Consider the following 12,540-nt stretch of genomic DNA (forward strand, 5'->3'; position numbering starts at 1 on the left):
CTCTAGCAGCGCCTATGAGCTGGGGCTATGTCCGGATCGTGCGGACGTGCTACAACCTGCACATGAGCGAACGGGGTGTTGCCTACGCCTTCTGGCTGCGAGTGCGGTCCGAGCAGGCCACGCGCGGCTGGACGGACGACGAGCTGAAAGAACGCTCGGGCATCGCCCGTACCACCATCGACCGCCTCGCCAAGGGCAAGCGGCCACCGCTTGCCCGGGTCGTTAACTCCCTCGCCAAGGCGCTCGACATCGACAACGACGAGGCGCACCGGCTCGCCGGCCGACTACCCGGAGAACCGGACCAGGCCGAGGGCGAGCCGTCCCCGGCGGAACGCCGGATCAGCGCCCGCGAAGCCGTCCTGAACGACCCAGACCTCAACGACCAGCAGAGGGCGGTCATCCTCGGCGTGATCGACCTGATCACCGGAGGCGGCGGCGAGGATCAGGGGCGCCAGGCGTCCTAATCCGGTCGCGCCGACTTACGAGCGTCCGCCACCGCGTCCACCGCAGCGTCGATCGCCTGCGGCATCAGGTCCCCGTAGATCTCGCTCGTCGTGGCGAGCTGCTGGTGACCAAGCAGCCGCGAGATGGCCAGGGGAGTCATCCGGGGGTCGCTGAAGAGCCAGCTCGCGTACGTGTGCCGTAGGTCGTGCCACGACGGCGCGGAGTGCAGCACGGTGGGACAGTCGCAGTCCGACACCGATCCGACCCGGGGGCCGTAGTGCGCCGCGCACCGCGTCGTGTCGTCGACAACCCGGGCGCCACACGGCTGCCCCGCCCACGTCGTACCGCCGTAGTCTCGGCACCGACCGCGCGCGCCCTCCAGGCGCTCACCCTCGCCGGTCGGTGGGTGAGTGGGGCAGAGACGGGCCCGGAGAAGGGCCGGCTTCCACGCCTGGTCGTACATCCGGTCGTAGTCCAGGGCACCCTTGTCATCCCGGAAGATAAGCGTCTCTGGCGGCTGCCCCTCGACGAGTTTGGTGAGTGTGCGGTAGAGGTCGTCGCCGATTGGAAGAACTCGCTTGGCCCGGCCCTTCGTCGTGCCCAAGTACCGCTTGCCGCTTGCCTCCTTCCACGCCCGCCAGACCCTCAACCTCGGCCCCGAGGAATCAGTGGCCGGCACGAGGTGCATTGCGGCCAAGGCGGTCACTTCCGACCAGCGGAGCCCGGTTTCGACGATGCAATCCAGCAGCGAATGCCACTGCTTGGCAAACTGGGCACGCAGCAGCTCGAACTGCTGCGGCGTCAGGTAGACCGCGTGGTGCTCACCGGTGTCGTCGTCGGCCCGTTGATCCCGGATGAAGTCTGTGCCGTGGCACGGGTTCACGCTGATGTGCCCGTGGCGCATGGCAGCGGTGAGCGCGGTGTGCAGCAGCGAGTAGTAGCGGGTCACCGTCTTCTGGCTCATCCCGCTGGCGCGTAGTTCGTTTAGCCAGGTGCCGATAGCGACCGACGTGAGCTGAGGCAGGGGAGTGTCGCCGAAGGCGGGGTATATTCTGTCGCGGAGCTGTTGTTCGTACCGCTCTCGCGTTCCAGGTGAGATGCGAGTCTTCGACGGTAGCCATTCCTCGCACCACTGTTTCAGAGTGATGCCATCATCGGCAGGGGAATTGGAATCCCCCGTGGGAATGCCCATATCCGTGTACACGCGGTCGGCGGTGATGCGCCCTCGGTGGCCCTCGACGATCGATTTCGCCTCGTTGGCGTATTCCTCGGCAGGCCACGAGGTGTACTGCTTCTGGCCGTCGTACCGCCAGACGACCCGCCAGGAGTCCCCTCGTCGCTCGATGCTCGCCATGGGGACAGATCATCGTCCCCATGGGGACACGGATCAAGCCTTACGGGTCCACTTGGGGTCGACAGAGTCACGGAACGCACAACATGAACCCGGACAATCTGTGTCACCGCAGCTCAGTATGGGGGTAGCCGATCGGCTCATAATCCCTCGGTCACGGGTTCGAGTCCCGTCCGCCCCACCATTGTTTACCAGGCGAAACGGCCCTCCGGATATCGACCGGAGGGCCGCGACTTTCCGCATGGGGACATCTTGGGGACAGGTTAGCGAATCTGGGTGACCTTGCCGCCACCCGGCAGCGCGGCAGCAAGGCGGTCTACGGTGTCCCCAACCGCCTCGGCGTGGGTCAACGACCGACTGCACACGACGTCCATCGCAATGAGCATCTCGTCGTGCTGGCGGGCTGAATCCCGGCGCATGATCCACGTCGCAGCCATAATCGCGGCAGCGATAACAGAGGTCGACGCGGACCCGACCCACACGAGGTGCGCAACGGTTACTGGCTGGTCGTGCCACAAGACAGCGGCCCACACGAGCGTAGCCCAGATCATGGGCGTAGCGATGATGGTGGCAATGAGGCAACGGGTGGAGCCCGGTCCGGGGCCCCGGCTCCGGTAAGTCTCCTGCTGGGTGCGGGCAGCCTGAACGGCGTCCCGGATGGTGGTAGGCGTTTCGGGCACTGACAATCGACCTCCCGTGGACTGGCGGACGATAGGCCATCGTCACACACGCGTCACACACCAAACGCAATTTGCATCAGATGGGAACCGCTTACTGTGACATTCCCATGAGGCAAATTGGTCGGAGCTGATTGGATTTGCCCCGCGCTGCGATCACCCTAAATATGTACTCTGCGAGAAGTCGCGGTAACTGAACAGCAAGATCGGCGATCTTGGAAGGCCTGATCTAGCTGTGGGTGATCTCCGCGCGGTCCGCCGGGTAGACACCCCGCACCCGGCCGCCCAGGATCACCACGAGCACCGGGACACCCTCCGGGATGTCCATCTCCGCCCGCTCCTCCACGGTGGGCATCCGGGAGCGCGTCACAGCCCCGCGCGGCACCGCAACCCGCTCCAGGTCGACCAGCTCCCGCACGCGGGTGCCGCGTCCAGATGCCACGTCGACCAGGCCCTCCGCTCGCAGCATCGCTACCGCCCGCCGGACCGTACCGCGGCCTACCCCGTGCTCCTGACTCAGGCGCGTCTCCGAGGGCAGCCGAGCGCCGGGCGCCCACTCTCCGGCACGCAGGCGGGCACGCAGCTCGTCAGCGAGCTGCCGGTGCCTGGGCACCCCGGAGTGCAGGTCGATCACCTGGCGGACGGTATGAGGGCAGGGTAGAACGTTCGGACGGTGCAACGTTCGAACGTTCGACCCGGATCCCTACTCCTCAGCGGCCTGGCGGCGGACGTACGTGCCCTTCCCTTGCCAGGTCTCGATCACCCCGGACTCCTCGAGGATGCGAAGCGCGTACTTGACCGGTGTGGGCGACACGTCGTACTGCGCGCAGAGCTGGGCGATGGTCGGCAACTGCTCACCCGGCTTGAGTTGGCCGGTCTCGATGGCTGTGCGGATATCGGCGATGATCTGCCGGAAGGCAGGCGTGCGGGGCATGGCGGGCTCCGGCTGGTCTCGTTGGCACCCTCGAGCCTGCCACTCGCCGTGACGCAATGTGTGTCCTAGGTTGACTTGGTGTACCAAGTGTTCCTACTGTCGGGGTGGCTGGTCTCGTTGGCGCGATCCGGCCGACCCGCCGGGCGGGGGCCCGCAGCCCCTGTGCTGCTCCCGCCCCGCCCGGCTCCCACCTCCACCCCAAGGAGGACGCCGTGGAAACCAGCAGCCCAGACCGATCACCCAGGGCCTACCCGGTCCCCGACGGCCGCCCGCCATGGCCGGACGGCGACACCATTCCCCAGCCGCCCCGGCCGGAGCCGCCGCCGGTGAGCCGCCAGCAGTACGCCTACGGCGGCCTGGTCGTCGCCCTGGTGGTGGCCGCCATCGTGATCGGGGTACTGCGGTGAGCAGCGGCACCCACGAAGCCCTCGCCATCGAGATCAGCGACGCCGCCACGCTCGACCTGTGGGCGATCATGGACCGGCATGCACCCAGCTACGGCGTGTGCCAGCAGTGCCGCCGCCGGTGCCCGTGCCCGGCCAGGGCCGAGGCCCGAGCGGAGCTGATCCTCGCTGGACGGCTCAACCAGCCCCGACCCGCCACCCCCGCAGACCCCCGGACGCAGAGCGCGGCCGGCGAGTAGATGGAGTACAGCATGCGCCAGATGAAGTGGACCCGGCCGACCCGGTGCGACAACTCCGGACCCAACTGCCCGGAGGTGGCAATCGGGGACGACGGAACCCGGTACGTGCGGGACTCGGAGCGCCCCGACGAGGTGGTCACCTTCAGCCCCGCCGGGTGGGACGCGCTGGTCGGGTCGATCCGCGACGGCCAGCAGCTCTGACCTCAGCACCGCGACGGCTCCGGAACCGGGCGGTTCCGGAGCCGTCACCGTATCGCCTCAACGTCACCCCTGGAGGACCAGTGATCACCACCCAGCAGTGCGGAACCCTTGCGGTTACGCTGGCCAGCGCGAGCCGCATCGGCGGCCGCGACGCAAACGCCGACGCGGCGAGCGTCGTCGGGAATCCCCTCGGCGTGGCCGCCGCGGTCATCGACGGCATCGGCTCCAGTCCGGCCGTCGTCGCCGCAGCACGTCGTGCCGCCGGCACCGCCGCGATCGTCGCCTCCCACCGCGGCGCCCAGGCCGGCATCATGGCCGCCGCCGACACCTACCCGGACTACCCGCGCAGCCCCAACGCCGTGGCCGCAGTCGCCTCGATCGAGCCGGGCGGGCGCATCGAGATCGCCCACGTGGGCGACTGCGCGGTATGGACGTGGTCGGCGGCAGCCGGACTACGGCGGTGGACCGTGGACCAGACCGCCGGGCAGCACGTTGCGCACATGATGCGCAACCCCGGCCTCACCGCGATGGACCGCGCAGCCCTCGCCGACCACGGCGACAAGGTCGTCGCCGCGCTCGACGACTACGTGCTCAACGGCCTGGTCTACGCGACCATCAGCACGATCTCGTGGACGCCGCTGCGCGGGGAGGCCGCTGACGTCGACCTGATCGTCCTGACGAGCGACGGCGTGCACAAGCCGCTGTCCGACGAGCAGATCGCCGAGCTGGTCGAGCGCCACGCCGATGACGCCCAGGCTCTCGCCGACGCGCTGGTGGACGCCGGCACGGGCTTGCCGCGTACCGACCCGGACGAGGCCCCCGACAACGCCACGGCCGCCGTCATCTTGATTCGGAAGAACTGACCCCAGGCACACCGCCGCCCCCGGACCGAGCACGGCCGGGGGCGGAACTCTGCGTGGGCTACAGGTCGATCACGTACTCCAACTCGACCCGGTCACCCGGTAACACAATCTCCAGCGCGGTCTCGACCGGACGATCCCCGGCCAAGCTGATCCGGGTGATCGTCATGACCGGCACTCGGTCGCCGATGGCCAGGATCCGCGCCTCCTCCTCGCTCGGCATCCGGGTGCGGGGCCGCTCGATGATCCGGGTCAGCCGAACGCCCAGCGACGCGAGCTGCGCGGTGTTGCCCCCGGGCCAGGGCTCCCGATCCGGATCAGCCACCGGCGTCCCGGCCACCATATCCAGCAGCAAGTACGAGGTGCTGATCTGCTGAGGCACGCCGTGGCTGCGGAAGACAAAGTGGCGGCGGAGCAGCGGCGTGCCGACGTCGACCTGGAGCAGCTCGGCGAGGCGCTCGTCGGCGCCGACCTCCGCGAAGTCCTTGTCCATCGAGAACGCGTCCCAGCCAATCCGCTGGTCGGCGGTGAAGCTCGTCGCCGGGCCGTCCGGGGTGCCGTCGCGCTGCTCGACCTCCACGCGGTACCGCTCCGGACCGAGCCGGCGCACCGGCCAACGCGGACGCACGTGCGACCCCCGGTGACGTGCGGTCGAAATCAGGCCCTCCGCGCGGAGCAGGCCGATGGCCTCACGCACTGTGCCGCGGGCGACGTCCCACTCCTGCATCAGCTCCACCTCGGTGGGCAGCGGGGCTCCGGCAGGGAGCATCCCGGACTCGATGCGACGGCGCAGGTCGTCGGCGATCTGCCGGTACCGGGGCTGCTGTCGGGGTGGGGACATGGCGATCACGGTACCGCCCTTGTCTGCATCTTCTGTCTGGACGCTGGCCCACAGAAAGTAACAGAGTTTCGTCTAGACTTATAGACAGCACATAGGTAGCCTCGGACGCCATGAGCACCGCGACCGATGCCCCCACCGGGGCGGCCACCCGCACCACCACGGTCGGAGCCCCCACCGTCATCGCCCTCTTGCTGATCGCCGGCGTCTGGGTGTGCGGCGCCGTCTGGTCCTACGAGGAGCAGACCCACCTCGCGAAGAGCCTCGGCTTCCAGACGCCCGAACTCCTGCCGCTCACCCTCGACGGCATGGCGGTGGCCATGGCCGCCGTCGCCTTCGCCGCGAGCCTCGACGCCAGGCCGGCGGTCTACGCCCGACTCATCACCGCCGTGGCCATCGGTGCCAGCGCGGCCAGCAACGCCAGCGCGGCATGGCGGCGGTCAGACGGTGACGAGCAGACCGTGATCCTCGCGGCCGGCGTCGCCGTGGCCGCGATGTTCGCCTTCGAGGTCCTGTTGGGTGAGGTGCGCCGGCAGGTGCTGCGCCGTCGTGGCCAGCCGGGGCCGGTGGCCATCGTCTACCCCCGGATGGTCCGGCTCGCCCTGGCTCCGTGGCCGACGTTCGCGGCGTGGCGGCGGCTGGTCCTGGACGCCACCGACCCGCAGCGCGACTTCGGCAAGCGGCCACCGATCAAGGCGACCGTGGTCGACGAATCTGACCCGGGCATCCAGCTCTGCCGGCAGCTCGAGCAGCAGATGGCCACCGCCCGTCAGGCTCTGTCTCCAGGTATTGCCCGGGTGGCTATGGCCGACCATGCCCTCACCCGGTGGCCGGCCACGACCGCGCGCCCGGTTCCGGCCGTGGTCGCTCCGGAGCGCCGGGCGCTGTCGACCACGGCCGCGCCCGTCCCGACCACGGCGGTCGCCTCGGAGTCGACCACCGTGGCGGCCACGAAGCCGGCCACGCGACGCCGCACCGTGGTCGCCCGGACCGACCACGCGCCGACCACGAAGACCACCCGGAAGGCGACCACGAAGACGGTCACGAAGTCGACCACGGCCGGCAGCGAGGCCGACCGTACGGCCGCCGCGTACGCCGCCTTCGTGGCCGACCACGGCCACCCGCCGTCCGGTGCCGAACTGGCGACCATGGCCGGCGTCAGCAAGTCCTACGCCAACAACTGGAAGCGCGACCACGCGCCGGCCACGAAGGAGAACTGACCATGCCGACGTCCGACATCGCCCGCCTGGAGCGCGAGCTCCTCGCCGCCCGCGGCAACCCGCAGCGGCACGCCGAGGTCCGGCAGAACATCCGCGAGGCCGGCCTGCCGCACCTCGCCGCCGAGCTGGACCGCATCGCCGCCACCGACCCGAGCCGGGAGGGCTGACCGATGCGACGCATCACCGCCCAGGTTCCGGCCGACAGCCGGGCCCGCGCGCTCGCCGGCCGACGGGTGACCCTGCCCGCTGGCACCGACGACGACCTCGTCCGCCGCGCCGACGAGCTGGCCGCCGTCGGCGCGACGCCCCGCATCACCACCCGATGACGCCCCGGGGCGGCGGTCTCACCGACCAAAGCAGTTCCGCCGCCCCGGGCCCGACCTCCCACAGAGAGAGGCAGGACCTCCATCATGACCGACCCGGCCCCGCCGCAGCGGTACCGGCTGCACATCTTCGACGGCGCGTACGAAGTGCTGCACAAGCGCATCTTCATCGTCACCCTCGACCTGACGCTTCCCGGCTACGAGGGCATCCTCGACCGGCACCTCCAGGCGCTCACCCGGGCCGCCCTCGCCGCCCACGAGCCGATGAGCGCACCCCGCCTCGAGGTGCGTGACGCGGTCACCGGCGCGCTCGTCCTCGACTGGTCGGGGGCCTGACGTGGAACTCGCCCGCACCATGTCCCCCACGGCGGTCGCCATCCTGCTGCTGCTCGCCCTGGTCGTCGACTACATGTCGATCGGACCGAACAGCCTCCGGGATCGGCTGGCCTTCGTGATGGCCGTGCCCGCGATCCGCGAGGGCTTCGACCAGTCGCCGGCCGACCAGGCGACGGTCGCCGCCGCCGGCGGGCTCATCCAGAGCCTGCTCGACTCCACCGGTGGCGCCTACATCGCCGGGGCCTCGGTGAACGCCATCCTGGGCGTGCTCATCGGCCTGCTCTGGGTCTACACGATCGGGTGCATGCTGCCGGTCAAGACCGGTAAGAAGCTTGGCCGGTTCGCCACCCTGACCTGGCCCCAGTCCCCGCTCTACCGGCTCAACACCAAGATGTGGATCGTCGCCATCATCCTCGGGATGATGTCCGACCTGCCCGGCGGGCTGATCGGCGACGTCACCCGGTCGCTCGTCTCCATCGTCACCAGTCTCGTCGCCCCGATTCCGGGCCTTCTGTTCGGAGCTGCCTGATGCTGACCACCACGATCCTCGCCGCCGCCCAGGAGCCGGAGCGGGGCTGGGGCGGACCAATCGCTCTGTTCGCCGCGGTCGCCGCCTTCTACGTGATCATCTCCGTGCACCACCGTGTTCAGGAGGCCCGAGAGCGACGCGCGAACCCCTCCCCTACCCCACCAGGCAGGCGGGGTGTCAGTGACACTACGCAGGCCAGGACGGTGTCTGACACCGCTGACACCGAGCGTGACACCGGCTGGTGGGGGCGGATCGCCACCATCGGCGGCAAGCGGGTCCGGGTCATCGAGGGCATCGTCGAGCACGTCGACGAGGCGGTCGACGTCGCCCTAGACGACGACGAGCCGGCCGAGGACGAGGAGGAGGCGATCGAGGACGTGGTCGACCGCCTGGAGTACCGGGGCGTCGCCTACTCCGAGATCGTCGCCACGCTGATGGCGGACTTCAAGGTCAGCGAGGCGACCGCCAAGAGGAGGATCCGGGACGCACGCGCCGCCCGGGAGCAGGTGTCGTAGCCAGCCCGGAGACGCGAGAGCGCCCCGCCACCTGACCGGTGGCGGGGCGCTCGCTCATACCACGTCCCGCCCATGATCAGGCGGTTATCCACAGGACGCCCCGCTGTCCACAGGCAGACCGGACCCGCTGGACGGACCGGCCCCCGCCCGGCACGCTCACCACGTCGACGCGGCCACTCCGATCGGCGCCGGCCACACCTGCGGGCGGTGGGGCGCCGAGAACAGCAGGCCACCGACGTCCGGGCCCGGACAGCAAAGTGCCCGTCCTGTTCGCTAAAGGCGGGGCTACTCACGTTAAAGTGAAGAGAAACTTGTTATTTGATCTTTAGCTATCCAGGTCAGGAAGGTGTTCCCCGCACACGCGGGGTTGATCCGTTCGCGATCGGATTGCAGGTCGGGTCGAGACCGTGTTCTCCGCACACGCGGGGGTGATCCACTCACACGACGAAACGGCCCCGCTATTCCACCCGGGAGAGCGGGGCCATTGGCATTGGTCGGGCGGCTCCGAAGGGAAGTCAACGTCCCTCTGGGGAACTTCTCCGGCCACCAGCCGACGGCCGGCGACGCCTTGAGCTACGGCCGCCTGCTTTCGTGTCATCATCCTGCCGCTTGGCTGCGTTGTCGTTACGTGCCCTGAGAATTGCTGTCACGCCCATCTTCAGCATGACGCCCACTGCCAGGAAGGGAGCGACCGTCGCCGGCACGGCTCCTGCTACCAGCGCCGCTAGCTCCTTCGCGCCCACGGGATTCGTTTGGACGAACTCGGCAACGAAGCGGAGGTAGTAGTAGATGTACATGCAAGACAATGCGGTGACGGTCGCCAGCACCGCCAAGCCGAGAACGAAGAGACGCCTACCTGTAGCGAAGTAGTTGTCGTACAGCATCTTTTTGGGCCTTTCGCGGGGTTCGGTGGGGGTACATGCAGAGTCGCCCTTTACCTGCCCGGCTGGGCCTTCTGCATACGCATGACCTTGCCGGACAACATGGGGGCAGCGCGTTGTCGGCAGGCACCAAACCGCACTAGAACCTTTGGAGAAAACCTACAAAAGATCACTCCTCGGACATGACAAAACACGGCCCCGCCCTCCCCATCACGGGAGAGCGGGGCCGTTGATGTTGGTCGGTACGCCCGGTCAGGGCTGGCCGAGGTCCGGACGCGGCGTGTGCCGCGCCAGGTACCCGCCGATCCCCGCCGCCAGCGCCGGCACCAGCGGCGCAACGAAGATTTCGACGGTGTCCGGCAGGTCCGTGATCAGGGTCGTGTCCGTGGTGCCGTTGACGATGGCCAGGCCCGCCAGGGCGAGCAGGTACGACCATGCGGCCGACGCTTTCACCTTCTTCTCCATCGGGGCCGGGGTAGAGCTGCGCTGCGTCACGGTGTACCTCCAGGTACGACGAGGCCCGGACCGCGCGGTCCGGGCAGGGGGATGGTCAGGTCAGGGCGGGCAGCCGAGGGACGAGCGGAGCTCGCCGATTTCCTGGGCGATGCGCCGGCCCCGGTCCGTCTCCGGCGGCGGGCTGCGGTCCGACAGCACGGTCAGCAGCTCACACCACCGGTGATCCGCCTCCTCCTGGGCGTGATGGGTGTACCAGATGCCTGTCCCCGCCACCGCCAGCGTGGACACGAGGATTGCGAGCAACGCGTACCAGAGCGGTACCGGTCGTCGATGCGGGCTCACCGGGGATCACCCGCCGACGGCGCGGACGACGGCAACGGCGAGGGCGGCGGCGGCTCCGGCGAGCCCGGCGCGGACGACAATCCGGTGCCCTGGGTATACCCAGCCAGCCAGAGGCGCAGGACGCCCGGCCCGGCCATCAGTGCGGCGCTGACCAGCAGCGGAGGCCATCCCGCCCCGGTCACCAGGGAGTGGGCGAACCCTGCCACCCCGGCGACGAGACAGGTGATGTCCCGCAGCCACGGCACGCGCGTTTGCTGTGGCGTCACTCACGTGCCTGGCCCTGGCCGGCGGTGGCGAGCAACTCGCCCATCCGTCGGAGCACCTCCGTGGCGTCGAGGGTGCCGTCCTGGCCCTGCTCGACGAGCGCGCGCAGCTCGGCGTCGCGGGCGGCCTCGGTTGCTGCCTGCTCGGCGAGCTGCCGGCGCGTCTGCTCGCCCTGCGCCTGGATCGCCTCGAGCACCTTCGCCTGGCTGCCGCCGGTCACCGCGGCAAGGATCGCCTCTTCGCGAACCCGCGCGTCCGCCAGCTCAGCCAGGACCGAGTTCCGGGTCTGGAGAACGTAGTAGTTGGTGCTCGACAGCACGCCGGCCACGGTGGTGGTGGGTGAGCTGTATGCCACGCCCTTGCCTGTGACCAGCTTGATCGGGTCGGTCAGTTCCATCTCATCTCCGTTCATGGCGCGCTTGACCCTGTCCAGCAGGTGGTCCCAGGGGAAGTTGGGACCGGGGTCGGTGTGGCTGGTGCCGCCCCAGGCCAGCCGCATGTCGTTGTGCCCGTAGAAGGCCCGTACCTTGGGGTTGGCCTTCATTTCGGCCACGGTGGCCCGGCGGGGTGCGATGTCGTACTCCCGGCAGACCACCGCCAGCACCTCGGCCAGGCGGTCCCACGCCACGTTGGCCAGCCACCACTGCCGGCTGGCCGACACCCGGCCAGTGATCTCCACCGAGATGCCGTTCTCGTTGCCGGTGCTCGACCCGGCATGGCCGGCGCGCGACCGGGTGTCCAGCGACTGGACGACCGAGTCCCCGTCGACGTAGAAGTGCGAGCCGACACCGTCGGTGCGGCGGGTGGCGTAGGACGCCTCCGCCTCGGCCGTGGCGGTGTTGTCGGTGGCGTGGATCGCGATGCCGAACTTCTGACCGTCGCGGTCGTCGTAGGCATTGCGCCCCTGCTTGAAGGGGATTCCTGGGACCTTCACGGCGTCTCCAGCGGGTGCAGGATCGCGATTTCCAACAGTTTCGGGTGCAGTGGCGCGTCGAGCAGGCTGATGTCCCATCCGGCGTCGATCCAGCCCTCGGGGATGCCGAGCTCGGCCCGGATGCGGTCCAGGTGCTGCTCGACCAACGGGTTCGGGTCGACGGCGATGCCGATCTCGTACAGGTGGATCTCGTCGCCGGTGGGCGTCCTGATCCGCAGGTACCACATGGTCATGACGCCACCATCCGATCCCAGGTGACGCTCATCGCCGGCTGGTTGTCGGCGGTGACCGCCGTTCCGAGCGCTGCACCGGAGTCCTGCATCGCGTACAACTCAACGTAATCACCGATGTCGAGGTATATGAGCGTCGTGCGGGCCACCACCGAGTTCACGTTGGCTCCGGCGGTGGACTGGATCAACACCTCGGTACCGAGGACGCTGGAGCCGTTGACCGCCCAGCGCACGCCGCGCCTGCCCGTCGTGTTGTTGGCCCAGCTAATGCCGCCCCCGCACAGATACAGGCCCGGGTAGCGAGCGGTATATCTGCTGGTGCTGCTCGACGTCGAGTGCCCGCCAATCCCGTCCAGATCGGTATCGAAGTCCTCGACGCCGAACAGCACCGCCGTCCACGTGCCGGACGTGAACGACTGAGTGACGGACTGCCGCACTTTCGCCGCTGGCTTCCGCATCAAAAAACGCAACGGATCGCGGACGTACGCGTTCAAATTCGTACTGTTGAGCGCGTCGATGCCGTTGGCCCACGCGGGTTTGGTTTCGGGTACGACGGGCACGG

General features: G+C 69.0%; 22 protein-coding genes. 11 read left to right on the forward strand and 11 right to left on the reverse strand.

The window, feature by feature from the left end:
- The first annotated feature begins 14 nt into the window (after positions 1-14).
- On the forward strand, positions 15-464 hold the full coding sequence (locus GA0074692_RS33490; RefSeq protein WP_091638494.1) for a helix-turn-helix domain-containing protein: 450 nt from the start codon (positions 15-17) through the stop codon (positions 462-464).
- On the opposite strand, the gene GA0074692_RS33495 is transcribed toward GA0074692_RS33490, so the two are convergent.
- From GA0074692_RS33495 to GA0074692_RS33510, 3 genes are all read right to left on the reverse strand, one after another.
- Entirely contained in the window at positions 461-1,798 is a 1,338-nt protein-coding gene (locus GA0074692_RS33495) for a site-specific integrase (protein ID WP_091638495.1), read from the reverse strand. The two genes, GA0074692_RS33490 and GA0074692_RS33495, sit on opposite strands and share 4 nt — an antisense overlap.
- Positions 1,799-2,701: 903 nt before the next feature.
- Positions 2,702-3,106: a GntR family transcriptional regulator gene (locus tag GA0074692_RS33505; RefSeq protein ID WP_091652159.1), complete on the reverse strand. Its 405-nt coding sequence runs from the start codon at positions 3,104-3,106 to the stop codon at positions 2,702-2,704.
- 69 nt (positions 3,107-3,175) lie between these two features.
- On the reverse strand, positions 3,176-3,406 hold the full coding sequence (locus GA0074692_RS33510) for a winged helix-turn-helix domain-containing protein (protein ID WP_091652161.1): 231 nt from the start codon (positions 3,404-3,406) through the stop codon (positions 3,176-3,178).
- Positions 3,407-3,618: 212 nt separating this feature from the next.
- Between GA0074692_RS33510 and GA0074692_RS33515 the strand changes: the two genes are divergently transcribed.
- The 4 genes from GA0074692_RS33515 (at position 3,619) to GA0074692_RS33530 (ending at position 5,113) form a co-directional block, all read left to right on the forward strand.
- A complete protein-coding gene (locus GA0074692_RS33515) occupies positions 3,619-3,813 on the forward strand; it encodes a hypothetical protein (protein WP_091652164.1) in 195 nt (64 codons plus the stop codon).
- On the forward strand, positions 3,810-4,049 hold the full coding sequence (locus GA0074692_RS33520) for a hypothetical protein (protein WP_091652167.1): 240 nt from the start codon (positions 3,810-3,812) through the stop codon (positions 4,047-4,049). Before GA0074692_RS33515 ends, GA0074692_RS33520 begins: the two co-directional genes overlap by 4 nt.
- Positions 4,050-4,061: 12 nt before the next feature.
- A complete protein-coding gene (locus tag GA0074692_RS33525) occupies positions 4,062-4,250 on the forward strand; it encodes a DUF397 domain-containing protein (protein WP_091654504.1) in 189 nt (62 codons plus the stop codon).
- 80 nt (positions 4,251-4,330) lie between these two features.
- Complete coding sequence (locus GA0074692_RS33530; protein WP_091652169.1) at positions 4,331-5,113, forward strand: hypothetical protein; 783 nt, start codon at positions 4,331-4,333, stop codon at positions 5,111-5,113.
- 58 nt (positions 5,114-5,171) lie between these two features.
- Here GA0074692_RS33530 and GA0074692_RS33535 read toward each other — a convergent pair whose 3' ends face one another.
- The gene (locus tag GA0074692_RS33535) at positions 5,172-5,951 is read right to left on the reverse strand and encodes a GntR family transcriptional regulator (protein ID WP_091654506.1); all 780 of its coding nucleotides are present in this window, start codon (positions 5,949-5,951) and stop codon (positions 5,172-5,174) included.
- Positions 5,952-6,061: 110 nt separating this feature from the next.
- Here GA0074692_RS33535 and GA0074692_RS33540 point away from each other — a divergent pair, with 110 nt between their 5' ends.
- The 6 genes from GA0074692_RS33540 to GA0074692_RS35180 all read left to right on the forward strand — a co-directional run bounded on the left by GA0074692_RS33540 (position 6,062) and on the right by GA0074692_RS35180 (position 8,871).
- On the forward strand, positions 6,062-7,168 hold the full coding sequence (locus GA0074692_RS33540; protein ID WP_091652171.1) for a DUF2637 domain-containing protein: 1,107 nt from the start codon (positions 6,062-6,064) through the stop codon (positions 7,166-7,168).
- Positions 7,169-7,170: 2 nt separating this feature from the next.
- Entirely contained in the window at positions 7,171-7,335 is a 165-nt protein-coding gene (locus GA0074692_RS35170) for a hypothetical protein (RefSeq protein WP_176738646.1), read from the forward strand.
- 3 nt (positions 7,336-7,338) lie between these two features.
- The gene (locus GA0074692_RS35175) at positions 7,339-7,494 is read left to right on the forward strand and encodes a hypothetical protein (RefSeq protein ID WP_176738647.1); all 156 of its coding nucleotides are present in this window, start codon (positions 7,339-7,341) and stop codon (positions 7,492-7,494) included.
- Between the two features lie 84 nt (positions 7,495-7,578).
- Positions 7,579-7,827, forward strand: a complete 249-nt coding sequence (locus tag GA0074692_RS33545; protein WP_091652175.1) for a hypothetical protein — start codon at positions 7,579-7,581, stop codon at positions 7,825-7,827.
- Position 7,828: 1 nt separating this feature from the next.
- Entirely contained in the window at positions 7,829-8,356 is a 528-nt protein-coding gene (locus GA0074692_RS33550) for a hypothetical protein (protein ID WP_091652178.1), read from the forward strand.
- Positions 8,356-8,871 (forward strand): hypothetical protein, encoded by a 516-nt coding sequence (locus tag GA0074692_RS35180; protein ID WP_091652183.1) that lies wholly within the window; start codon positions 8,356-8,358, stop codon positions 8,869-8,871. Before GA0074692_RS33550 ends, GA0074692_RS35180 begins: the two co-directional genes overlap by 1 nt.
- A 515-nt stretch (positions 8,872-9,386) precedes the next feature.
- Here the strand turns inward: GA0074692_RS35180 and GA0074692_RS34435 are convergent.
- The 7 genes from GA0074692_RS34435 to GA0074692_RS33585 form a co-directional block, all read right to left on the reverse strand.
- Positions 9,387-9,755, reverse strand: a complete 369-nt coding sequence (locus GA0074692_RS34435; RefSeq protein ID WP_141725466.1) for a hypothetical protein — start codon at positions 9,753-9,755, stop codon at positions 9,387-9,389.
- Positions 9,756-10,004: 249 nt separating this feature from the next.
- The gene (locus tag GA0074692_RS33560; RefSeq protein WP_218106831.1) at positions 10,005-10,217 is read right to left on the reverse strand and encodes a hypothetical protein; all 213 of its coding nucleotides are present in this window, start codon (positions 10,215-10,217) and stop codon (positions 10,005-10,007) included.
- A gap of 90 nt (positions 10,218-10,307) precedes the next feature.
- Complete coding sequence (locus GA0074692_RS33565) at positions 10,308-10,550, reverse strand: hypothetical protein (protein ID WP_141725497.1); 243 nt, start codon at positions 10,548-10,550, stop codon at positions 10,308-10,310.
- Positions 10,547-10,795, reverse strand: coding sequence for a hypothetical protein (locus tag GA0074692_RS33570; protein ID WP_091654741.1), 249 nt, complete (start codon positions 10,793-10,795; stop codon positions 10,547-10,549). Before GA0074692_RS33570 ends, GA0074692_RS33565 begins: the two co-directional genes overlap by 4 nt.
- 17 nt (positions 10,796-10,812) lie before the next feature.
- Positions 10,813-11,748 carry an N-acetylmuramoyl-L-alanine amidase gene (locus tag GA0074692_RS33575; protein ID WP_176738769.1) on the reverse strand — a complete coding sequence of 312 codons (936 nt, stop codon included), beginning with the start codon at positions 11,746-11,748 and terminating at the stop codon, positions 10,813-10,815.
- On the reverse strand, positions 11,745-11,981 hold the full coding sequence (locus GA0074692_RS33580; RefSeq protein WP_141725498.1) for a hypothetical protein: 237 nt from the start codon (positions 11,979-11,981) through the stop codon (positions 11,745-11,747). Before GA0074692_RS33580 ends, GA0074692_RS33575 begins: the two co-directional genes overlap by 4 nt.
- Positions 11,978-12,538: a hypothetical protein gene (locus GA0074692_RS33585; RefSeq protein ID WP_091654747.1), complete on the reverse strand. Its 561-nt coding sequence runs from the start codon at positions 12,536-12,538 to the stop codon at positions 11,978-11,980. Before GA0074692_RS33585 ends, GA0074692_RS33580 begins: the two co-directional genes overlap by 4 nt.
- Positions 12,539-12,540 lie beyond the last annotated feature (2 nt).

Origin of the sequence: Micromonospora pallida (assembly GCF_900090325.1) — a bacterium.
GTDB classification, from domain to species: Bacteria; Actinomycetota; Actinomycetes; order Mycobacteriales; family Micromonosporaceae; genus Micromonospora; species Micromonospora pallida.

Coding starts and splice junctions, on each gene's coding strand:
- GA0074692_RS33490 (WP_091638494.1), top strand. CDS start 15: ATGAGCTGGGGCTATGTCCGGATCGTGCGGACGTGCTACAACCTGCAC.
- GA0074692_RS33495 (WP_091638495.1), bottom strand. CDS start 1,798: ATGGCGAGCATCGAGCGACGAGGGGACTCCTGGCGGGTCGTCTGGCGG.
- GA0074692_RS33510 (WP_091652161.1), bottom strand. CDS start 3,406: ATGCCCCGCACGCCTGCCTTCCGGCAGATCATCGCCGATATCCGCACA.
- GA0074692_RS33525 (WP_091654504.1), top strand. CDS start 4,062: ATGCGCCAGATGAAGTGGACCCGGCCGACCCGGTGCGACAACTCCGGA.
- GA0074692_RS33535 (WP_091654506.1), bottom strand. CDS start 5,951: ATGTCCCCACCCCGACAGCAGCCCCGGTACCGGCAGATCGCCGACGAC.
- GA0074692_RS33540 (WP_091652171.1), top strand. CDS start 6,062: ATGAGCACCGCGACCGATGCCCCCACCGGGGCGGCCACCCGCACCACC.
- GA0074692_RS35170 (WP_176738646.1), top strand. CDS start 7,171: ATGCCGACGTCCGACATCGCCCGCCTGGAGCGCGAGCTCCTCGCCGCC.
- GA0074692_RS35175 (WP_176738647.1), top strand. CDS start 7,339: ATGCGACGCATCACCGCCCAGGTTCCGGCCGACAGCCGGGCCCGCGCG.
- GA0074692_RS33545 (WP_091652175.1), top strand. CDS start 7,579: ATGACCGACCCGGCCCCGCCGCAGCGGTACCGGCTGCACATCTTCGAC.
- GA0074692_RS35180 (WP_091652183.1), top strand. CDS start 8,356: ATGCTGACCACCACGATCCTCGCCGCCGCCCAGGAGCCGGAGCGGGGC.
- GA0074692_RS34435 (WP_141725466.1), bottom strand. CDS start 9,755: ATGCTGTACGACAACTACTTCGCTACAGGTAGGCGTCTCTTCGTTCTC.
- GA0074692_RS33560 (WP_218106831.1), bottom strand. CDS start 10,217: ATGGAGAAGAAGGTGAAAGCGTCGGCCGCATGGTCGTACCTGCTCGCC.
- GA0074692_RS33580 (WP_141725498.1), bottom strand. CDS start 11,981: ATGACCATGTGGTACCTGCGGATCAGGACGCCCACCGGCGACGAGATC.